Genomic DNA, 22,411 nt, shown 5'->3' with positions numbered 1-22,411 from the left:
CTGGATTACTTGAACTGTTTTAGGAAACGAAGATCGTTCTCGAAGAACGCACGTAGGTCGTTCACGCCGTAACGAAGCATTGTTAGACGCTCAACACCCATACCGAATGCGAAACCAGAGTATTTTTCAGGATCGATACCTACGCTACGTAGCACGTTCGGGTGAACCATACCGCAGCCTAGCACTTCTAACCATTTACCGTTTTTGCCTTTCACGTCTACTTCAGCTGAAGGCTCAGTGAATGGGAAGTAAGATGGACGGAAACGTACTTCTACTTCTTCTTCGAAGAAGTTACATAGGAAATCGTGCAGGATGCCTTTCAGCTGAGCAAAGTTTACGTTCTCATCAACCAGCATGCCTTCCACTTGGTGGAACATTGGCGTGTGCGTTTGGTCGTAGTCGTTACGGTATACACGGCCTGGTGCGATGAAACGGAATGGTGGTTTACCATTTTCCATCGTACGGATCTGTACGCCTGACGTATGAGTACGAAGCATCAAGTCTGGGTTGAAGAAGAAAGTATCGTGGTCAGTACGCGCTGGGTGATCAGCTGCGATGTTTAGCGCATCGAAGTTGTGGAATGCATCTTCGATCTCTGGGCCAGCCTCGGTGTTAAAACCAAGTTCGCCAAAGAACTTCTCAATACGCTCTACAGTACGAGTTACTGGGTGTAAACCACCGTTTTCAATACGACGACCTGGTAGTGTTACGTCGATTGTTTCTGCTGCTAGTTTCGCTTCAAGCTCAGCACGTTGTAGTGCATCTTTACGAGCTGCGATAGCTTGCTGAACTACGCCTTTCGCTTTGTTGATCTCTTGACCAGCTTCACGGCGTTCTTCTGGTGGTAGTTTGCCTAGGCTTTGAAGTTGAGCAGTTAGCTCACCTTTTTTACCCAGATACTGAACACGCACTTCATCAAGTGCGACTAGCGATTCGGCAGCTTCAATTGCAGTGCTCGCGCTAGCAATGATCTCTTCTAGATGTTGCATCGTTTCCTCATCTACCTGTAGGTAGTGTCCATAAGGGAGTGATTGGTTTTTTGATAGCTGTACATAGTAGCCAAACCGGGCACCAATGCCAAATTGAATTACGAAAAGAAGAGGTTATTGAATAAAAAGAGCACAAAAACGTCAAAAATGTCATCTTTAGTTAATCTGCCGTTTAGTTGTGCCCTTTTGTTTTAGAAATAGTATTGAATAGATAGCTCGATAAAATCGTCATCTCTAGCGAAGTAGAGCAAATCATTTGGTGTTTCATTTTTAAACAACCAAGCATCAATTTGCCACTTAACGTGATTCGATATTCGGCTCGACGCCTCTAACTTAGCATTGTAAACATCAGCATTATCTAAATCCTTCGTGATTCCCGTCAATACTTCCGTTCCGTCCTCATCATTGAGCGCCCAACGAATACCTGCAAACACATCATTTTGACCGATAGTTTGTGCGTTGTTTCCACGACTGTCATAGAGGTACTCACCAATAACCCCCACATCCCAAACCGTGTCAAATGCACCGACGAAGGTATACTCAAAACCCGTCACAAGACCGACATGATTATCAGCGCTATCTCGATAAACACTTTCTAGTTTCCATAACCAATCGCCAACAATTCCTTGCACATCGAGACCGACATGACTCATCAGAGCGTAGTAAGGCTTTAATTCTCCGTACTCTAAACGAAAGTAAGGATCCCGGTTTGTTCCATATAAATAGCTTAGGCCTACGTCCCAATCGCCAAGCATTTTCGAATATCGAAAAGCCACATCTACGTGCTTCTCTTCTCTGCTTGATTCATAAATAGCATCATCAGAGACAACGGGGTCGGTTCGCAAGCGACCATCTGTACCCGCAAACGTTCGCTCCCTAAAGTAAGGTAATAACATTGCGTGGACGGTGCCCCAGTCTTTGAAAGAGGTAAAATGTAACATCGGCTGACCGAGTTTATCTTCACCATCGACGGCTTCAATGGCATCTGTTTGGTTTACTACATCAACTAAATGGGCTGATTCAGTCACTCCCCAAAAGACCTTACTAATCCCAACTCGAAGCTCATAATCATCCCAATAAGTCAGATAAAGTGCCTCTCGTATGTCGCCATGACTTCGCTCATCGTCTAGACCATCCAGACGATAGAAAGGTGTGAAAGTAAAGTTTGCATCACCATTTTGCATCTCCCAGTAAAATTCTGGCTGCAAAACCAATGACGTTTGCGCTTTGCTCTGACCCTGAGAGCCCGTTTTAAAAAACTGACGATGCTCAATATTGACTTGTCCTGCGAGCTCGACGGCAGTCAGAGGCATCGAGTAAAAAAAGGCTGCTGCACTAAGCAACAACCCAACATTTAATCGCTTCATTTTTCCTCCACTACCTCACTCGCTTCAACACATTCTTATGAAAGTCATTGTCTTGTAATCCAGTGTTAAAACGCATTTCGCTAGTCGTTAGCTCAGTACTTTTTCCTGTTTGATGGTTTGTCATCGCCATAGTGTGCGCTCGCCAATATTGGTTGAGATATTGCTTGTAATCGGAAAAAGAAAGCGTTTTTAACAAAGAGCCTTTGCGGTCGTAAAACTCAACTTTAAGTGGACGATAATGCGCTTTATCTAACCACACCGTTTGCTTGGTATAACCTGAGTTCTTATCGGTCGGAATTTGCTCTACGACGAAAACATCTTGCCCGTTTATGCTGTCATCTTTTAGGTAGTTGAAACGGTATTTTTCAATCTCAAAGGAACTGAGATCCTCATACGCGAATTCACTGCCCATAAAAGGACCTGATTTGTTACGCGAGGAAATACGTTTCACACGTTTCAGTGCAGGAAGGTAAAGCCATTGGTCATCGGCACCCACCGTATGAGAATGGTTGAGAAACGCCGTGCCTTTTACATCTCTCGGTTCATCAAATATCGTGAGCCCTTTGTCACCATCGCCATCAACTTCAAGTGATTGTAAGCGCATTAAACGTGTGCTGCTTTCTCCTTGCGCGTTTCGCAGAATCATTTGCATCGTAGCAACAGAATCCCCCCACCCTTCATCACGGGCTTTGCGCTCTTGAGCAATCTCTAATCCTTTCGCTTCATCCGCTAACACCGCATGACTCATAAAAAGCGAGACAGAAAGTGCAGATACTTTTAAGGCATTTTTTAGTAAATTCATGTTCAATCCTTTGATTCGTTATGACTGAGTAACAGCCGTGGTTTGAGAGTCAGTTGATTTAAGCTTGTTTCGGCGGTCCACCTCGTCGTAGACGCCTTTGTCAAACAACATCAGTAGAGTCGGTAGGAAGATGAAATCCACAACAAGGGCAATAAAGATGACAATGGCACTCAACTGTCCCATATCGGCATTTAAACGGAAGCTCGACATCGCCAGAACAGAGAAACCAGCAACAAGCACGACCGTCGTAATCCAGAGTGCGCGCCCCACGGTACGAAAGGCGTAGCGAACCGCTTGCTCCGCACTGTGGCCATCTTTACGAGCGTGTTGATATTTAGAAAGAAAGTGAACGGCGTCATCGACAACAACACCAAGCGTTAATGTCACAACGACAGACAATCCCAAGTTAATCTCGCCAGAAACCAGCGCCCAAATACCAAAACCAATAAGCGCAGGAGCAATATTCGGGACAAGACTAATTAAGCCAAGCTTGAACGAACGCAAGGCAAAGATCAGTAATGCAGAGATTAAGACAAGAGTAATGGGCAAGGTTGACAGCATGCTGGCCATATTCGTTTCACCAATATGCGCAAACATCAATGAAGGACTAGACGCAACAACATCATATTGAGGCGCGTTTTCGTTAAACCATTGGTAAATGCGATTTTCCAAATCAACAAGCTCGACGCTGCCCAAGTTCTCCACGGTGAGAACCATCTTGATCGACGACTTATCTACATTGATTTGGTTGTTCAAATCTAAACCATACGGTAGTGACATTTCATAAAGCAGCAGATATTGAGCCGCTAATTCTCTGTCTTGAGGGAGCGAGTAATAAGCCTGATCATCTCCATGCATGTTCTTGTTTAGGCGCTTATAAACATCGCTCAAGGTCGCAACATGGTCCGTTTCTGGCTGCAACCTTAGCCAGTCAGTAAATTTACCCACGGAATTGAGAAAATTAGGATCGGCAATGCCCTGCGATTCGTTAGTTTTTATCGCGATACTGATGTTCGCCATGCCACTGATTCGCTCTTCCATAAAATCAGCCGCTCGGCGAAATTCATTGCTATGGCCAAAGTACTCGACGGATTCATCATTGACTTTGTTCAGCGGAATCAAGCTCGCACTCGCGACAATAACAAGCACCGACAACGGCAATAACGCATGTCGCTTTGACACCACGAAATCTCCTAAATGATCCATAAAGTGCTTTCTTTCATCAGAAGTATCCGACTTCACCGTAACCGGAAGGATATTAAGCAAGGCGGGAAGTAACGTGATGGAAAGGAAACAAGCAACCATGACGCCAAGGGCTGATAGGTTGCCGAAATCTCTCAGGATTGGAGAATCCGACATATTCATCATTAAAAAGCCGATCGCGGTGGTAATGGAGGTAATCAAGATAGGCATGAAATTGAGCGCAATACTTCGCTCAATAGAGTGGGCTTTACTAAAGCCGTTTTGCATAGACTGACGCATTGTCGTGATGATGTGTACACAGTCTGCGACGGCAAGCGTCATCACCAAGGTAGGCACATTAACGGTCGCCGTGCTTAAGAACATACCAGCCCATCCTGACAAGCCCATTGTAACCATAACCGAGCCGATAATAACGATGAGCGTCGCGATGACGCTAAGCAATGAGCGCAACATGATGGTCAGAAACACCAATATCACTAGTAACATAGTTGGCACTAATGTTGCGCTATCATCTTGGGCTGCGGTCATAAACGCGTAGTTCATTGCAATAATACCAGCCTTGTGGAATTCCGTGTCTGGGTACACTTGCTGATAACGCTCAATCATTCCGTTTATGTAAGCAACCACCTCTTGTACTTCAGCAGTTTTATCTATTTCAGGGAGTTGGACCGTAATGTTTACGACCGTGACATCTCCTTTTTCAGAAATCAGTGAACTTTTCAAAACCGGCTCACTCAACGCAATACTTTTGACTTTGTCTATTCGTTGAGGTGTCAATTCATATTCGCTATACAGTAAATCTTCGACAAGAAGATCATCTTCAAACGCTTCGGTATGCTGGTAGTTAGCGAGGGAATCAACGCGGGTGGAGTATGGAACTTGCCACGCCTCGTCAGTGATCTGCTGAATAAGAGATAATGTGCTAGGAGTAAAAACAGTGCCGCTCTTTGGCGCTATAACCAAAGCAAGACTGTCAGATTTTGCAAAGGTGGTTTGAATTTCATCAAACGCAAGTAACTGCTCATTTGTTCCATCAAAGAAGATGTCGTAATCTCCTCTAAAGTAAAGATTTTTTCCTCCAATAGTTGCTATGACAATCAATAAAACGGTAGCAAGCATCACCAATACACTGTAATTCGTTGGTAGCTTACCCCATCCTGAACGGGCGTATTGTTGAACGTTGTGATGTGGCATCACACTCTCCTTTGTGACGTTTCGTCAAATTTAAAAACTAAAAAAACAGCAAATGCTGTAAATAACCAGACAAACTCGACATGCAAACTTTAGATCGAATGAATTTGGCTACATAAGTTAGTTTTTAGTAACTTCCTATGCTTCTCGTGATCATTGGCTGAACGCCAACCTTCGAGATTTAATGACGATTCGTCACAATAGTGCGATAAAAAAGCCAACCATAACGTCAGATTGGCCTTTCCAGTTTATTAGCGATTCACTGACTCTAAATAAGCAAGCTCTTCACTAAATAACTCCTGCTCCACCCGACGCCAGGTTTTACGGTAGTCCCATTCTGTAGATAAAGGCGACCAACCTAAACCATCAAGTAACATATTCGCGTTGTGCAGTACGGAGAATGGGTCTTGAATTCGCTGAATACATCGACTGTTCGATGCATTTTGCGCCAAAGCGTTTGAACCGAAGGCAATAGACCAGTTGGCGAATACAATAGCATCTGAACCAATTGCGGGAGAAAACTTAAGATCACCACATTCTACCGCATTGTTCACTAGCGCATCAGCACCATCTATTACTTGTTCTTCCAAGTTATTCAGTTCATTCACACGTTTAGGCGAAGCCTTCTCTAGAACCCAAGGCGTCTTTGCAACAATCGCACAGGTTGATAGTACTGGCTCCATACGAGCGTAAATACGATAACCTACATGCATCGCAATGATTTTTTCTCTGGTATTACCATTAAATTTGGCGGTACGTTCGAAAAATATTGCTTCGCTTTTCAGCGAATGAATACAAAGCGCAAGAATCACATCTTCTTTGCTGCAAAAATGATTGTAGATCGTCCCTTTAGAATAAGGGCTTGACGCTGTAAGCTTGTCCATCGTTAAGTTGGCAAAGCCTTGCTCTTGAACTAAAGACTTAGCCAATTGAATAAGCTCTATCTCACGATCAGCAATCGCCTGTTGCTTTTTTGTTAGCCCTGAAGACACACGACATCCGTCTTGCTTGCTATATTTTTTACAGCGAAAGTTAAACATAATCCTTTGATCCGTATACCAACACACTCCCAATAATTGTAACACGATTCTTTAATACAGGAACGCAACCAAAGTTGACGAACCGTCATAAATGACACTTCGTCATAATAGATCAAAAAACAAACATTTCAAGTATGAATTTATAATTAGAAGATAAATAGCTACCAATTATGCATACCCAAGTAGCTACTGGATGCTTGGTTCAACGAGAATGGTTTCTTTGTAGAGGAAGCGAGAGAGGCTTTGGGAGGAACAACGAAGGAAATCAGCATGTTAAAAATAACGAAAGTAGATGCTGAACAGGTATTATTCGAAATAAGCCCAAAACACTTTAAGTCTGAATTAAGAGCAAACACCGCTGAATGCCCTACTTACAAAGTATTTGCTGTCTTAGGCTTTTTCTTTTGCAACGCCCTTTCAGAAACTCTCTTCAAAAAAGGCTCAAAATCTATATCGATAGGCTTGGCTTATCACCTGCAGCTGCGATGGCATAACGAATATCATCAATAAATCGCCCCTCTGTCTCAATAATGCCGTCAGAGAATGTGACTGGCTGATGTGGCCCAGCAAGTAGAACAATATTAGTAAAATCAGAGACATTAAAGTTCTCTGCTACAACATTTTTGGAATGAAAATCGATGACGGTCTTTGCGACTTGATCTTCCAGTAACAAAAGCTGTTCTTCGGTAATTTTCATACGCGCCAAAGCAACGCGAACACACTTATCGTGGGTAGTCGTCTGCTCTTTTATGATTTCTGTATATTTGTCGTTGAGCTTGGAGTTCTCTGCATAGCTATAATATAAAGGCCCGTGCAGCGTTATATTTTTATCTTCATCAACGTAAACGAGATCCAACAACTCTAATGCTTTTAAGTAATCGGACATGCTCTGCTCAGACAAGTCATACTTTTTCTTTAAAAGAGAATAGCCGTCTTTACCTCGTAACATTCTCAATTCACGATAAAAGTCGTAAAGGTGAGGGAATTGAAAGAATACTTCATCCTGTGTGCGACTAAAGTAATCCTCGTCTTCACCTTGCAATTGATTTGCGAGCTTTTGTAGTTCATCTAACGTGCAATCAACCGCTCTACAATATTCCAGCAACTTATCTAAAGCGAGATTCGTGCTTGTAAGATGTCTCTTAAAGGTAGATAGTGGCATACCCATTTTCTCAGATAGCTCTCGATATGTTAGCCCTTTTGTTTTAATCGCTTGGCGTAATGCGGCTAGCAAGTATTCGGGAGTCAGATCTCTCATCTACAATTCCTTTTGGCAATGTTACAGCTGTATAGTATTTGTAACAATTTAGAACCGCTTGGCAAGGTATAAGTTCATATTTTTATAAGAAAAACATGAATTAATATACCGAAAAGAGAATTCACACAACAAATGAAAAATTCAATATGAATTCAATTTCATTATAGATATAAAATAATATGCAAAATAAAAGTGAAGCAATTACTCTAAATCATCGTGATTAATTTTAATAGTAACGTAAAGTTGAGAATATAAACCTATTCTCTCTACAAAAATCTAGAATAATTAACCTAAAAGGAACAGAACGGTAAATGCATAATAATTCACCGCTCTCTATTAGCATTTTTGCAATGCTATTCAAGTAGACTAGTCCGCTAGTTTCACTGCAGTACCAAATGCCAAAATTTCCGAAGAACCATCTACGATTGAGCTTGTGGTAAATCGAATCCCTACTATTGCATCGGCACCTTTAGATTCAGCGTCCGCCACCATGCGCTGTATAGCAATATCACGCGCGTCGGTCATCATTTCCGTGTAACCACGAATTTCGCCGCCAACAATGCTCTTGATACCCGCCATGAGGTCACGGCCAATATGCTTTGATTGAACAACATTACCAGTTACAACCCCTCTGATTTCAGAGATCTGCTTGCCAGGAATGCTTTCGGTCGTTGTGTAGATCATTTTTAATCCCTTATAAACGTAAAAATTTATACCCAAGCTACCTTATAACTAACATAAGATGCTAACCAATAAATTGAGAAGACTGATAAACAATACTCTAAATAGCCAAGCTAAAAGTCATTTGGGTATAAATTTTAGCAATAAAAAAGGAGAGCTAATGCTCTCCTTCTCTTAATCCTAAACTGCTAATTAAAGAGCAGCTTTCGCTTTTTCAACTAGAACTGCAAATGCAGCTTTGTCGAATACTGCGATGTCCGCAAGGATCTTACGGTCGATCTCGATAGATGCTTTCTTCAGACCGTTGATGAAACGGCTGTAAGATAGACCATTTTGACGAGATGCCGCATTGATACGTGCAATCCATAGTTGACGGAATTGACGTTTCTTAGCGCGACGGTCACGGTAAGCGTATTGACCAGCTTTAGTAACTGCTTGGAAAGCTACGCGGTAAACACGTGAACGCGCACCGTAGTAACCTTTAGCTTGTTTTAGAACTTTCTTATGACGTGCACGAGCTTGTACACCACGTTTTACGCGAGGCATTATGCTTCTCCTAAACTAAACGATTGATAACTAAAAAGAATTAAGCGTATGGCAACATACGGATTACTGCAGCCACTTCACATTTTGGAAGGATTGCATTCGGACGTAGTTGACGCTTGTTCTTAGTAGTACGCTTAGTCAGGATGTGACGTTTTGTAGCGTGCTTGTACTTAATACCACCAGCAGTTTTCTTAAAACGCTTAGCAGCACCTTTGTTGGTTTTCATCTTAGGCATGATGAATAACTCCGCATTGAGTAGGTTTAATAAACAACGTAATTAGGGCGAACAAAACCCAGCCATATGCCTTTATATAAAGGAAAGCGGCTAGGTTTTAATTACTTGATGAGCCGTTAATTACTTCTTTTTAGGGGCTAGCACCATGATCATCTGGCGACCTTCAATCTTCTTAGGGAAAGATTCAACTACAGCAATTTCTGCAGTATCTTCCTTAAGACGATTTAGAACGTCAACACCGATGTCTTGGTGTGCCATCTCTCGGCCACGGAAGCGAATTGTTACTTTCACTTTGTTGCCTTCTTCAAGGAAACGCGTCAGGTTGCGTAGTTTTACCTGATAGTCTCCAATATCAGTTCCAGGACGGAATTTTACTTCCTTGATCTGGACCTGCTTTTGCTTCTTCTTCTGCTCTTTAGCAGTTTTGCTCTTCTCGAAGAGGAACTTACCATAGTCCATCACACGACAAACAGGTGGCTCGGCGTTAGGACTGATCTCAACGAGATCCATACCAGCTTCTTCAGCAGCTGCAATGGCTTCTTGAATCGATACAACACCAACTGATTCACCGTCAGCGCCTGTTAGTCGAACTTCACGAATACCACGAATTTCACCGTTGATACGGTGCGGGTTTTGTTTTACCGGCTGTTGGCCACGTCTTCCGCCTTTAATAGCTTATTCCTCCAGATTGAGCTTACGGCTAGAGATCTCGTCTTGGATGTATGCAATAAAATCATCCACTTTAAATTTACCAAGATCTTTACCTTTACGAGTACGCACTGCAATTTCGCCAGCTTCCATTTCTTGGTCACCAACAACAAGCATATACGGTACACGCTTCAAAGTATGTTCGCGGATTTTAAAGCCAATCTTCTCATTTCTCAAGTCCGCTTTAGCTCTAATTCCACTTTTTTGTAGTTTTTGTACTATTTCTTGAACATAACCTGACTGTTTATCAGTAATGTTCATAAGAACTGCTTGTTCTGGCGCCAACCAAGTTGGGAAGAAACCAGCATATTCTTCGATAAGGATACCGATGAAGCGCTCTAGTGAACCTAGAATCGCACGGTGAATCATTACCGGTACAAGACGTTCATTGTTTTCACCTACATAAGTTGCACCTAAGCGACCTGGTAGGTTGAAGTCTAGCTGGACAGTACCACACTGCCACGCACGGTCTAGACAATCGTATAGTGTGAATTCAATCTTAGGACCGTAGAACGCACCCTCGCCTTCTTGAATTTCGTATGGAATATCCATCGATTCAAGAGACTGCTTCAATGCTTCTTCAGATTGATCCCAGATTTCATCTGAACCTACACGTTTCTCTGGACGAGTAGACAGTTTCACTACGATGTTGTCGAAACCAAATGTTTGGTACGTATCGTACACCATCTTGATACAGTTTGTTACTTCTTCTTGAATTTGGCTCTCAGTACAGAAAATGTGAGCGTCATCCTGAGTAAAGCCACGTACACGCATAATACCGTGTAGTGCACCAGATGGTTCGTTACGGTGACATGAGCCAAACTCAGCCATACGTAGCGGTAGGTCGCGGTACGATTTTAGACCTTGGTTGAAGATCTGTACGTGACCTGGACAGTTCATTGGCTTAATTGCGTATTCACGGTTCTCAGAAGAAGTTGTGAACATTGCATCAGCGTATTTATCCCAGTGACCTGAGCGTTCCCAAAGAACACGGTCCATCATAAGTGGACCTTTCACTTCTTGGTAACCGTACTCATCTAGCTTAGCGCGGATGAATACTTCTAGATCACGGAAGATAGACCAACCATTGTGATGCCAGAACACCATACCCGGTGCTTCTTGCTGCATGTGGAATAGGTCTAGTTGCTTACCAATCTTACGGTGATCACGCTTCGCCGCTTCTTCTAGGCGAGTTAGGTGCGCTTTCAGTGCTTTCTTGTCGTGGAAAGCCGTACCGTAGATACGTTGAAGCATTTTGTTGTCGCTGTTACCACGCCAGTAAGCACCTGCAACATTCAGCAAAGTGAAGTGTTGACAGAAGCTCATGTTAGGAACGTGAGGACCACGACACATGTCGATGTATTCTTCATGGTGGTAAAGGCCTGGACGATCATCACGAGATACGTTTTCGTCTAGGATTTCCACTTTGTATGGTTCGCCACGTGATTCAAACGTATCACGCGCTTCCTGCCAGCTTACTTTTTTCTTAACCACTTCGTACTTGGTTTTCGCTAGCTCTTTCATACGCTTTTCAATCTTTTCAAGATCTTCTTGCGTTAGAGATTCGTCTAAGTCGATATCGTAGTAGAAGCCATTGTCGATGGTTGGACCGATCGCCATTTTAGCTTGAGGGTAAAGCTGCTTAAGAGCGTGACCAAGAAGGTGAGCACAAGAGTGACGAACGATTTCTAGACCGTCTACTTCATCTTTAACTGTGATGATTTCAAGGCTTGCGTCTTCTTCAATTAGATCACACGCATCAACGCGGTTACCGTTTACACGACCAGCGATAGTTGCTTTTGCAAGACCAGGACCGATCGATTGCGCAACTTCCATAGTAGAAACTGGGTTGTCAAATTGACGCTGACTGCCGTCAGGAAGAGTAATAATAGGCATGCTATGTCCTTTACAGTGGTGTTGCACACCAAGCAACACATGTTATTCAAATTAGAAGCTATTTGTTGAAAATAGTTGAGAGTCAATAAAGGCCTCTCGGTAACACGAATACCGGACCGTTATCGAAAATGGGATTGTACCTAGCTCACATTTAGAATGCAAAGCGCGATTTTGTTTTGTCATAAGAACTTAACCGCAGACCCGTCACTACAATCTGATCATGCTTTTTTTAAGAGACCGCATAGCTGATGAATGGAATTGCCCCTCAATGAACTTACACAACAAATTACAATATCCCCTATTACGTGTGAACCGATACAAAGCCTAACACGCTGGGCGAGAGCTCAACGTGCGATTTAGGTATATAGTTGTTTTATAGAGTAGTTTGTATGTAGGTATTCATCATGGTCTATTTCAAATCGCGCTTTATGGTGCTTCTAAGCACCTCGATATGTTCTTTGCAAGCCTTCGCATCAAATGACTTATATGGCCCGCTGCGTTCTTACGCACAATCCCCAATGCAAGTGGTTAGTCACACCAACATACTGCGTTCAGGACATAGTCTGCCCTATGGTTTTGTCGAAGCCTATGGTTCAGGAACCGTGGCAAGTGTTTGGGCTCATACTGATGAATACGCACTGGATTATTACCACAATCAAATCGAATTAGGCAGCAAATGGCAAGTCAGCAACCGTTGGCAGTGGGAGCTCAACTATCGATGGGTCTTTGCCGCTGACAACCATTTAGATGGACTGACGAAAAGCTTCCATAAACTTTTCGGTATCGGACAAAATGGGCGGGATAAAGTAGACAGAGATCGTTTTTACATTTCAATGCCGCAATATGATGTGCTTGAAGATGATTTCGAAGGACAAACACTGGCCAATAACCTATCTACTTACTTACAGTATCAAGTGTTCCAAAATGAACATCACGGCCTATCGATTGGCGGCAGTTTGTATTTTAACGATGTGGCTCACGGCACTTTTCAAGGCAGCAGTTTCGAGCAAGGCTTCCAATTAAACTACAGCTACTTAAGTGATGCTCATGCATTTTATTCGATGATTGGCATGACTTTTCGTTCGGATGACCGTGCCTTGCTCGATCTGCCTTATCGACATAATACGATTGCCATTGCAGGTGGGTACCGTTATGCCTTAGAAGATAACCATCACCTGATGTTGGAATATCATTGGTATCAAGGCTCAACAGAAGGACCCACAGAGTTTGCTGATGCCTCTAATGAACTGGTATTGGGCTATCGATATCTAATGGAAAATTCAGCGCTTGAGTTTTTAGCCGTAGAGAACGCAAGAAACATGGATAACAGTACCGATATCGCTTTCACAATAGGATATCGGTACATATTTTCATCAAGTTGATGAGAGCTATAGATTTAGCGTTGGTGCAACTGCGGCTGCGACTTGAGCATCGGTTGCATTGATCGGCAACGTAAACGAGCGATATTGGTCACCAGCCAAACTGAGCGAACGGTCAATCTCTGCCAAACAATGCATGACCTGTCCTTCCAGAATAAAAGAAAGCTCAATTTCTTTTGATGAGATAAAGCCGTTGTTACGGAACTCTAGCTCTTGATAAATACCAGAGCGAGAGGAAAACGAGCCACCGCGCAAAAAGCCTTTTTCAACATCGGCTTTAACCATAGTGAAACCAGCTTGCTCGATCGCTTGAATAACCCGAGATGCTACTGGTAGTGGTTTCACTTCAATATAGTCACGGTCACGCGGGTCAATCGCAAAATCAATATCTAACGTCGTCTCGACCCAAACATGACATTGATTCTTAAGTGCGCTAACCGCAGTAATTGGCGTTTCATCATGCAGTTTTAGCTCAAACGGAACCTGCTTTTCTTCATTAGGTTGAATCACAAAAGGGTCAACTGCTTTCAATTGATCAATAGTGAAGGTTTGGTAACTTACGCTATCATCCACTTCGACTTTCATTTCCGTGTTCAATTTAATCGTAATAGCATCAATTTGTTGTTCGACGTCTCCGCCTTTGATATGAACATGCCCTTTCAGCGTCGCTCCTTGAAACACGCTCATTTCGTCCAAAATGGTATCTACTTTTGCAGAGCCGATCCCCAGTGATGCTTTCAATTTTTTAAACATACTTTTCCTTTTTTAGCGATTTTTCTTCTAATAATCGTTTGTTTACACAATTGTTTTCTGCTGTGCAAGCAATAGACCACAAGAAAATGTTTGAATTCAATCATCAATCCAAATAATGCTCAGCAGCAAGAATCATTCAGATCTTCAATAGGATTGCTCGGTCACTAAGCGGTACATTCGTCGAGAAATGTTTGCAATTTGTACCTAAATTAAGCAGTATTTGTATAGTCAAATAAAGGGAAATCATTATGTCTGCACCACTCTACATTCAAATTAAACAATTTATCCTGGAAAAAATTGATGCTGGAGAGTGGGTAGTTGGTCATCGCATCGCCACCGAGATTGAGCTTACCGAGCAATTTGGTGTCAGTAGAATGACAGTGAACAAAGCAATTCGGGATTTAGTAAATGAGGGCCGATTACAACGTCGCCCACGCTTAGGCACGTTCGTGTGTGATCCTGGTGAAAAGTCAGAATCTCCCCTGCTAGACATTCGAAACATTGCCGAAGAAGTCAGCGATAGAGGGCGAAAGTATGGCAGTAAAGTGCTCAAACAGATTGCCATAAAAGCAGATGACAACATTGCGACAAAACTCGGCGTTATGCTAGGCACGACAGTGTTTTACAGTGAAATTATTCACTATGAAGACCAAACGCCGATTCAATTGGAGCTCCGCTGGGTGAATAGCCAATATGCCCCGAGTTATTTAAATCAAGACTTCACACAAATCACTCCAAATCAATACCTGTCAAATAATTGCCCACTCAGCGCGATAGAACATACTGTAGAGGCAATTGTGCCTGAAAGCCGTATTAAGCAAGACTTAAAAATGCAAGCCAATGAACCTTGCCTTCTCTTGAATCGCAGAACGTGGAGCCAAGATAAGTTAGTCAGTACCGCCCTACTTTATCACCCTGGTAACAAATATAAGCTGAGCTCAAAAGTGCTCATTTAAGGACAAGATTTATCCTCTAGATCTACGTTTTGATCACATTTTAGCAACATCAATCTTGTCAGTGTTCTTATTTTGCTCTATTTATTTGTATATACATTTAATGATACAAATAAACACAGGGACACAAACATGGATTTGCTGATTGAAAACGCACGTCTAGTTACCATGCAATCGGGAGAATGCGGATACCTTCCAACGCCTCCAGCGCGCATTGGTATTAAATCTGGAAAAATCGTTGCGATCAGTACTTGTGCCATTGGTGAAGACGCACCGCAAACCGAGTCTCTGCAGTCTGCCCAACATTACGCTCAGAGTATCGACCTTCAAGGCAAGTTAGTTCTGCCAGGTTTGATCGACTGCCACACTCATCTTATTTACGCGGGCAATCGTGCCAACGAATTTGAAATGCGCTTAAACGGCGTGCCATATCAAGAAATTTCCAAACAAGGCGGTGGGATACTTTCAACGGTGCATGCGACGCGTTCAGCAACCGAAGCGCAATTAGTTGAGTTAGCGTTGCCACGTTTAGACGGGCTACTCGCGAGCGGCGTCACTTCTGTCGAAGTGAAATCAGGCTACGGATTGACACTGAATGATGAAATAAAAATGCTCCGTGCAGCCAAAATGCTTGAACAAGAGCGCAAAGTTAAAATCACCACTACACTTCTCGCCGCTCACGCCATTCCGCCAGAGTTCCAAGGTCGTGCAGATGATTATATTGAGCACATTTGTCAGGACATAATCCCTGTTGTCGCAAAGGAAGAATTAGCTACGAGTGTCGATGTTTTTTGTGAATCGATTGGTTTCAATCTTGAACAAACAGAAAAAGTGTTTGTAGCTGCAAAACGCCACGGCTTAAAGGTTAAAGGGCATACTGAGCAACTTTCTAATCTCGGTGGTACAGCCCTCACTGCGCAATACAACGGTCTGTCAGCGGATCACATCGAGTTTTTAGATGAGCAAGGTGTTAAAGCACTTGCTCGATCAAACACCGTCGCCACTCTATTGCCTGGCGCTTTTTATTTTCTAAGAGAAACTCAGTTACCACCGATTGAGTTGTTGAGAGAGCATAACGTGCCGATGGCAATTGCTACGGACGTCAACCCAGGTACATCACCATTTTCTGATCTCACACTCATGCTGAATATGGCGTGCACGCTATTTCGCCTTACACCGCAAGAAGCACTGCGTGGTGTAACGCAACATGCAGCCAAAGCTCTAGGTTATCAAAACTCACGTGGCGAAATCAAAGTAGGGTTTGATGCGGACTTCTCTATCTGGGATATCGAAAGCCCTGCGGATTTAAGCTATCAAGTCGGAGCAAAACGTCTGGTAGGTCGTATAGTAAATGGTGAATACATTTCACACGGAGGCCAATAATATGTCTCAATTCGACCTACACTCTCCCCTATTTCATTGGCAAGGCCGTCATGATGCCGAGGACGGCAAGCTTGGTCAGCGAATTCATCACGTTGTTCAACGCCAAAAAGCAGATGAGTTGAGTGCCGTTGCGCATGGCGTCTCATTACTCGGTTTTGCTACCGACGCTGGCGTTGCGAGAAACAAAGGACGCATTGGCGCAAAAAAAGCGCCAGACTTAATCCGACGAGCACTCGCTAATTTAGCATGGCACCAAGACGCCCCACTATATGACTTAGGTACTGTGGTGTGTGAAGACGACTTACTGGAAGAGAGCCAAGCTCTATGTGCAGCAACCATTTCAAGCGCACTGCCCCATACGCCAGTCATCGTGCTGGGTGGTGGGCATGAGATTGCATGGGCCTCCTTTTCCGGCTTAGCGGGGTATTTTAAAGAGCACTATCCAGAGAAGAAACCTAAAATCGGCATTATCAATTTCGATGCGCATTTCGATTTGCGCGCATTTGAGAGTAACCTCGCCGACATAAGACCGAGCTCTGGTACACCCTTCAACCAAATTCATCATTTTTGTCAACGTAACGATTGGGACTTTCATTACGCTTGTATTGGTGTAAGCCGCAGTAGCAACACTAAAGCGCTATTTGAAAAAGCAGATGCGTTAAATGTTTGGTATGTAGAGGACAATCAGCTCTGCTACTTAAACCACAGTTATCACTTAACTCAGCTTCAGCATTTTATTGACGATTGTGACTACCTCTATTTGACCATTGATCTGGATGTATTTCCTGCCGCAACCGCACCTGGAGTCAGCGCACCAGCAGCTCGGGGAGTGAGTTACGACACTATTGCACCCTTTTTAGATCGAATTCTTCATTACAAAAATAAGTTAATGCTGGCTGATATCGCCGAATACAACCCAAATTATGACGTCGATAGTCAAACAGCACGATTAGCTGCCCGTTTGTGTTGGGATATCGCCAACGCAATGGCGGAAAAACAGCACAAACCATAATGCATCCCAGATGCCACTGATTATTACGACCAAGCAAGTACTTGGTCATCACGAGAAACTAAAGGAGTCTGAAATGACACAGCGCCAGGGACAAGATCCACGACTTGATACAAGCAGAACAATTCGTGCACCTCACGGAGATAAACTGCGCGCAAAATCTTGGCTAACCGAAGCCCCTCTTCGTATGCTGATGAACAACCTTGATCCTGATGTTGCAGAACATCCACATTCACTGGTTGTATATGGCGGCATTGGCCGAGCAGCGCGAAACTGGGAATGTTACGACAAGATTGTTGAAGTACTTGAAAGACTCGAAGATGACCAAACGCTTTTAGTTCAATCAGGCAAGCCTGTTGGTGTTTTCCCTACCCATAAAAACGCCCCACGCGTGCTTATCGCAAACTCAAACCTCGTTCCTCATTGGGCAAACTGGGAACACTTCAACGAGCTCGATAAACAAGGCTTGATGATGTACGGCCAAATGACCGCTGGCAGCTGGATATACATTGGCTCGCAAGGTATCGTACAAGGCACATACGAAACGTTCGTATCTGTTGCAAAAAAACACTTTGACGGTGAAGCAAAGGGCCGTTGGATTCTAACAGGTGGTCTCGGTGGCATGGGTGGTGCTCAACCTCTCGCTGGTACAATGGCGGGCTTCTCCATGATTGCAGTAGAGTGTGATGAATCACGTATCGATTACCGCCTACGTACAGGCTATGTCGATAAGAAAGCAACTTCTTTAGATGAAGCGCTAGCTATCATTAAAGAGTCAGACACTCCAGTATCGGTTGGTCTACTAGATAATGCAGCAGACGTTTTCTCTGAGCTGGTAGAACGTAATATCACGCCTGATGTCGTAACAGACCAAACGTCTGCACACGACCCGCTCAATGGCTATTTACCACAAGGCTGGAGCATGTCTCACGCAGCAGAAATGCGTTTGCAAGATGAAGCAATGGTCGTAAAAGCAGCGAAAAAATCCATGGCTGTGCAAGTTCAAGCGATGTTAGAGCTGCAAAATCGCGGCGCCGCAACACTCGACTACGGTAACAACATCCGCCAGATGGCCTTGGAAGAAGGCGTAGAAAACGCATTTGATTTCCCTGGCTTCGTTCCAGCCTACATTCGTCCTCTATTCTGTGAAGGTATCGGTCCTTTCCGTTGGGCTGCTCTCTCTGGCGATCCTGAGGACATTTATAAAACCGACCAAAAAGTAAAAGAGCTAATTCCAGATAATCCGCACTTACATAACTGGCTAGATATGGCTCGCGAACGCATCCAGTTCCAAGGTTTACCTGCGCGTATTTGCTGGGTTGGTCTTAAAGATCGTGAGCGTCTTGGTCAAGCATTCAACGAAATGGTGAAAAATGGCGAACTTAAGGCGCCCGTTGTCATTGGTCGAGACCACTTAGACTCTGGCTCTGTAGCAAGCCCGAACCGTGAAACCGAAGGTATGATGGACGGTTCTGACGCCGTATCAGACTGGCCATTATTAAACGCGCTACTCAACACGGCGGGCGGCGCAACTTGGGTTTCACTGCACCACGGTGGTGGCGTAGGAATGGGTTTCTCGCAACACTCAGGTATGGTTATCTGCTGTGACGGCAGTGAAGATGCCTCAGAACGTATTGCCCGCGTGCTGCATAACGACCCAGCAACAGGCGTGATGCGTCATGCTGATGCGGGATACGATATCGCTAAACAATGTGCAGCAGAGCAAGGGCTAGATTTGCCAATGCTCAACGAAGAACTGAAGAAGCTCAAGTAAGGATGAAAGAGATGTTAAATTTAACGCTAAAGCCGGGTCATATTAGCTTAAACGAACTACGCCAAGTGAGCCGTTCACCAGTCAACCTTACTTTGGATCCTGAAGCCATTCCGGCCATTGAAGAAAGCACACAGGTCGTAGACCGAGTCATCGCGGAAGATAGAACGGTTTACGGAATTAACACTGGTTTTGGGCTATTGGCTAACACACGAATAGCACCAGAAGATTTAGAAACACTGCAACGCAGTATCGTTCTTTCTCATGCGGCAGGTATCGGTGAGTTTATGTCAGATGAAACGGTTCGTCTGATGATGGTATTAAAAATCAATAGTCTGTCTCGTGGCTTTTCTGGGATTCGCCTAAAAGTCATTAATATGCTGACCGACCTAGTCAACGCACAAGTTTACCCTTGCGTACCTAAAAAGGGCTCTGTTGGCGCATCAGGTGACTTAGCTCCTCTAGCCCATATGAGCACTGTATTACTGGGAGAAGGACAAGCTCGCCACAACGGTAAAATCATTTCCGGGCAAGAAGCATTAAAAATCGCAGGTCTAGAGCCTATCACTCTGGCGCCAAAAGAAGGCTTAGCGCTACTAAATGGGACTCAGGCATCCACAGCGTTCGCATTGGAAGGCCTGTTTATCGCGGAAGACCTTTTCGCGTCAGCAACCGTTTGTGGTGCAATGTCTGTTGAAGCCGCTCTCGGCAGCCGACGTCCATTCGATCCGCGCATTCACCGTGTACGTGGTCATCGCAGCCAAATGGACGCAGCACTCGCATACCGTCATTTGTTAGACACATCGAGTGAAATAGGTGATTCGCACACTAACTGTGAAAAAGTACAAGACCCGTATTCTTTGCGCTGTCAGCCTCAAGTGATGGGTGCGTGTTTACAGCAAATCCGCAATGCGGCGGAAGTATTACAAGTAGAAGCGAACTCCGTATCAGATAATCCGTTGGTGTTTGCTGAAGATGGTGACATCATCTCTGGCGGTAACTTCCACGCGGAGCCTGTTGCAATGGCAGCCGACAACCTAGCACTTGCGATTGCCGAGATCGGCAGCTTGTCTGAACGTCGTATGGCATTACTTATCGATAGCGCGCTATCAAAACTGCCACCGTTCTTAGTCGACAATGGTGGTGTGAACTCTGGTTTCATGATCGCTCAGGTGACCTCTGCTGCGTTAGCAAGTGAAAACAAAACGCTCGCTCACCCAGCGTCAGTAGACAGCTTGCCAACATCTGCAAACCAAGAAGATCACGTGTCAATGGCAACATTCGCGGCTCGCAGATTGAAAGAAATGGGCGAAAACACTCGCGGTATTCTGGCGGTAGAATACCTCTCAGCAGCACAAGGCCTAGACTTTAGAGCACCAAACAAGTCCTCTGAGCGTATTGAGATTGCGAAACAAATGTTGCGTGAAAAAGTATCGTTCTACGATAAAGATCGCTACTTTGCTCCAGACATTGAACAGGCAAATACTCTGCTTAAGCTGGCTATCCACAACACGCTCATGCCAGAGAGCTTGTTACCAAGTGTTCAATAACCAAGCATAACTGGCATTTCATCGAATAAACAGATAATGACTTGAAGGCTCTACGTTCAGCGTGGAGCCGTTTTACATACGATTAAACATGTTGATGGCACTATTTATGAACGCCAGTCTACTTTGATGGCTATACTTTAAAAGATAGGCGAGCGAAAAGGTCGTTGTTTATTGTTTTCACAAATAAAAGCGTTGCTAAAGTATGCGTTTTTAACGGTTTATCCGCCGAAATAGTGTCTTATTGTTAGGATACGGTGAAGTTTTCACTGGATGGACCATTGCTACGCAGATATTCGCATATAATCCCACACAGTTTTGGTTACTACGTAAAAATTATGTTTCTAACACCTTATTTTTCAAACACTAATCACCAGTTTCAGTTCACTCGCGAACAAGCAAGCCACTTTGCAAAACGTGTCGCAGGTGACTACAACCCAATTCATGATGAAGACAACAAACGCTTTTGTGTCCCTGGAGATTTACTTTTCGCTGTGCTTCTTAGTAAAGAAGGCGTTAGCCAAAAGATGCGTTTTAACTTCTCTGGCATGGTAAACGATGGTGTAGCACTTCATATTGAAAATAAGTGTGACAAAGAAAGCGCTGTTGTTGACGAGGCAGGTAAAGAATACTTACACATGTCCCGTGAAGGTGAAACTAACCACGATCCGGCATTTATTGAGCATGTAGTGACAAATTACGTGCAATTTTCTGGTATGAACTTCCCTCACATCATGGTTCCTCTTATGGAAGAGAAGCAAATGATGATCAACTGCCAGCGTCCATTAGTTATTTATGAAAGCATGGAAGTCGAATTTTCACGCTTAGACCTTACGCATCCAGAGGTGGATTTCACTGGCGCAACATTCGACGTAGAAGGAAAACGAGGTGTAGTCACCTTAAACTTTGCGTTCAAAGAAGACGGTGAAGTCGTTGGTAAAGGTATTAAGCGCATGGTTGCAAGTGGCTTGAAGCCATATGACCAAGAAGCGGTTGACGACCTTGTACGCCGCTTTAATGAACGTAAGGATGCATTCCTAGCAAAGTTCGTTAAGGCAGCCTAGTCGACTGCCCTATCAGAAGCGCACAAAAAACGTGTTTACTAAAAGAAAGCCCAACGTCGACCGTTGGGCTTTCTTTTTATGTCTCATCCAAACAAAACTAAACGCAATGTTTAGAGCCAACGACGAACATGGTTTTTATAATCCACATACTCTTCACCAAACAATCGCTCTAAAACGCGTTCCTCAGGCTTGATTTGAAACCGATTCATATAACTGACAAATATCACGCCACAAAGCACCACACTCAAGTGCTGCCACCACAAACCAGTTGCTATGATTAGAAGCAATAATGCCGTGTACATAGGGTTGCGTGAAAAGGCAAACACACCAGTTCTTACAACAGAAGATGCCGCTTCAGGTTTTACTGGGTTCACTGTGGTTTTTACTTTGCGAAATTCATACACGCCAGCAATGCCCATGTAGCCAGACAACAAAGTTAATACACCTACTACAAATTCAACAAAGGGTACTCGAATGTTCATGCTCGGCGTCAAAACTTTAAGTCCGTACATCAAAAGTATGACTAGCAAAAACACCACAACAGGTGGGACTTTGAGTTCAAGTTTTCTCAAGATTCATATCCTTTGAAAGGGTCTAAATACGGTTTCTAAAAAGCCCAGTAAAACTGGGCTTGAT

Annotated in this window: 20 protein-coding genes; 7 read left to right on the top strand and 13 right to left on the bottom strand. The window is 43.8% G+C overall.

The genetic code is table 11. The features are described 5' to 3' along the window. Positions 1-5: 5 nt before the first annotated feature. The 11 genes from pheS to thrS all read right to left on the bottom strand — a co-directional run bounded on the left by pheS (position 6) and on the right by thrS (position 11,916). The gene (gene pheS / locus R7R78_RS00585; RefSeq protein WP_005385470.1) at positions 6-989 is read right to left on the bottom strand and encodes a phenylalanine--tRNA ligase subunit alpha; all 984 of its coding nucleotides are present in this window, start codon (positions 987-989) and stop codon (positions 6-8) included. A gap of 191 nt (positions 990-1,180) precedes the next feature. Then, positions 1,181-2,356 (bottom strand): hypothetical protein, encoded by a 1,176-nt coding sequence (locus R7R78_RS00580; RefSeq protein WP_064368098.1) that lies wholly within the window; start codon positions 2,354-2,356, stop codon positions 1,181-1,183. A gap of 10 nt (positions 2,357-2,366) precedes the next feature. Then, a complete protein-coding gene (locus R7R78_RS00575; RefSeq protein ID WP_005385474.1) occupies positions 2,367-3,158 on the bottom strand; it encodes an outer membrane lipoprotein-sorting protein in 792 nt (263 codons plus the stop codon). 18 nt (positions 3,159-3,176) lie between these two features. Continuing rightward, positions 3,177-5,555 carry an efflux RND transporter permease subunit gene (locus R7R78_RS00570; protein WP_225472799.1) on the bottom strand — a complete coding sequence of 793 codons (2,379 nt, stop codon included), beginning with the start codon at positions 5,553-5,555 and terminating at the stop codon, positions 3,177-3,179. Positions 5,556-5,803: 248 nt separating this feature from the next. Then, positions 5,804-6,592 (bottom strand): TetR/AcrR family transcriptional regulator, encoded by a 789-nt coding sequence (locus R7R78_RS00565; RefSeq protein ID WP_005377913.1) that lies wholly within the window; start codon positions 6,590-6,592, stop codon positions 5,804-5,806. Between the two features lie 448 nt (positions 6,593-7,040). Further along, on the bottom strand, positions 7,041-7,850 hold the full coding sequence (locus tag R7R78_RS00560) for a helix-turn-helix domain-containing protein (protein ID WP_225472798.1): 810 nt from the start codon (positions 7,848-7,850) through the stop codon (positions 7,041-7,043). 366 nt (positions 7,851-8,216) lie between these two features. Beyond that, positions 8,217-8,534, bottom strand: a complete 318-nt coding sequence (locus R7R78_RS00555) for a heavy metal-binding domain-containing protein (RefSeq protein WP_005377919.1) — start codon at positions 8,532-8,534, stop codon at positions 8,217-8,219. Between the two features lie 189 nt (positions 8,535-8,723). Continuing rightward, positions 8,724-9,077, bottom strand: a complete 354-nt coding sequence (gene rplT / locus R7R78_RS00550) for a 50S ribosomal protein L20 (RefSeq protein ID WP_004727974.1) — start codon at positions 9,075-9,077, stop codon at positions 8,724-8,726. A 40-nt stretch (positions 9,078-9,117) separates the two neighbouring features. After that, positions 9,118-9,312 carry a 50S ribosomal protein L35 gene (gene rpmI / locus R7R78_RS00545; protein ID WP_005377932.1) on the bottom strand — a complete coding sequence of 65 codons (195 nt, stop codon included), beginning with the start codon at positions 9,310-9,312 and terminating at the stop codon, positions 9,118-9,120. A 120-nt stretch (positions 9,313-9,432) separates the two neighbouring features. Continuing rightward, complete coding sequence (gene infC, locus R7R78_RS00540) at positions 9,433-9,984, bottom strand: translation initiation factor IF-3 (RefSeq protein ID WP_080276913.1); 552 nt, start codon at positions 9,982-9,984, stop codon at positions 9,433-9,435. A 3-nt stretch (positions 9,985-9,987) separates the two neighbouring features. Next, positions 9,988-11,916, bottom strand: coding sequence for a threonine--tRNA ligase (thrS, locus tag R7R78_RS00535; protein WP_005395892.1), 1,929 nt, complete (start codon positions 11,914-11,916; stop codon positions 9,988-9,990). A 404-nt stretch (positions 11,917-12,320) separates the two neighbouring features. Here thrS and R7R78_RS00530 point away from each other — a divergent pair, with 404 nt between their 5' ends. Beyond that, positions 12,321-13,298 carry a DUF3187 family protein gene (locus R7R78_RS00530; protein WP_025766827.1) on the top strand — a complete coding sequence of 326 codons (978 nt, stop codon included), beginning with the start codon at positions 12,321-12,323 and terminating at the stop codon, positions 13,296-13,298. A 6-nt stretch (positions 13,299-13,304) separates the two neighbouring features. Here R7R78_RS00530 and R7R78_RS00525 read toward each other — a convergent pair whose 3' ends face one another. After that, positions 13,305-14,048 (bottom strand): sporulation protein, encoded by a 744-nt coding sequence (locus R7R78_RS00525; RefSeq protein WP_025766828.1) that lies wholly within the window; start codon positions 14,046-14,048, stop codon positions 13,305-13,307. Positions 14,049-14,296: 248 nt separating this feature from the next. Between R7R78_RS00525 and hutC the strand changes: the two genes are divergently transcribed. From hutC to R7R78_RS00495, 6 genes are all read left to right on the top strand, one after another. Beyond that, complete coding sequence (gene hutC, locus R7R78_RS00520; protein ID WP_225472797.1) at positions 14,297-15,004, top strand: histidine utilization repressor; 708 nt, start codon at positions 14,297-14,299, stop codon at positions 15,002-15,004. Between the two features lie 129 nt (positions 15,005-15,133). Then, positions 15,134-16,384: an imidazolonepropionase gene (gene hutI / locus R7R78_RS00515; protein ID WP_225472796.1), complete on the top strand. Its 1,251-nt coding sequence runs from the start codon at positions 15,134-15,136 to the stop codon at positions 16,382-16,384. Between the two features lies 1 nt (position 16,385). Further along, a complete protein-coding gene (gene hutG, locus R7R78_RS00510) occupies positions 16,386-17,396 on the top strand; it encodes a formimidoylglutamase (RefSeq protein WP_042521966.1) in 1,011 nt (336 codons plus the stop codon). Between the two features lie 73 nt (positions 17,397-17,469). Beyond that, positions 17,470-19,167: a urocanate hydratase gene (gene hutU / locus R7R78_RS00505; protein WP_225472795.1), complete on the top strand. Its 1,698-nt coding sequence runs from the start codon at positions 17,470-17,472 to the stop codon at positions 19,165-19,167. Positions 19,168-19,178: 11 nt separating this feature from the next. Further along, positions 19,179-20,714 carry a histidine ammonia-lyase gene (hutH, locus tag R7R78_RS00500; protein ID WP_017821814.1) on the top strand — a complete coding sequence of 512 codons (1,536 nt, stop codon included), beginning with the start codon at positions 19,179-19,181 and terminating at the stop codon, positions 20,712-20,714. 335 nt (positions 20,715-21,049) lie between these two features. Further along, positions 21,050-21,775, top strand: a complete 726-nt coding sequence (locus tag R7R78_RS00495; RefSeq protein ID WP_017821813.1) for a DUF3581 domain-containing protein — start codon at positions 21,050-21,052, stop codon at positions 21,773-21,775. Between the two features lie 110 nt (positions 21,776-21,885). On the opposite strand, the gene R7R78_RS00490 is transcribed toward R7R78_RS00495, so the two are convergent. Beyond that, on the bottom strand, positions 21,886-22,347 hold the full coding sequence (locus R7R78_RS00490; protein WP_005377951.1) for a methyltransferase family protein: 462 nt from the start codon (positions 22,345-22,347) through the stop codon (positions 21,886-21,888). Positions 22,348-22,411 lie beyond the last annotated feature (64 nt).

Source organism: Vibrio sp. 2134-1 (genome assembly GCF_033339495.1).
This window is presented reverse-complemented; position numbering and strand designations above follow the sequence as displayed.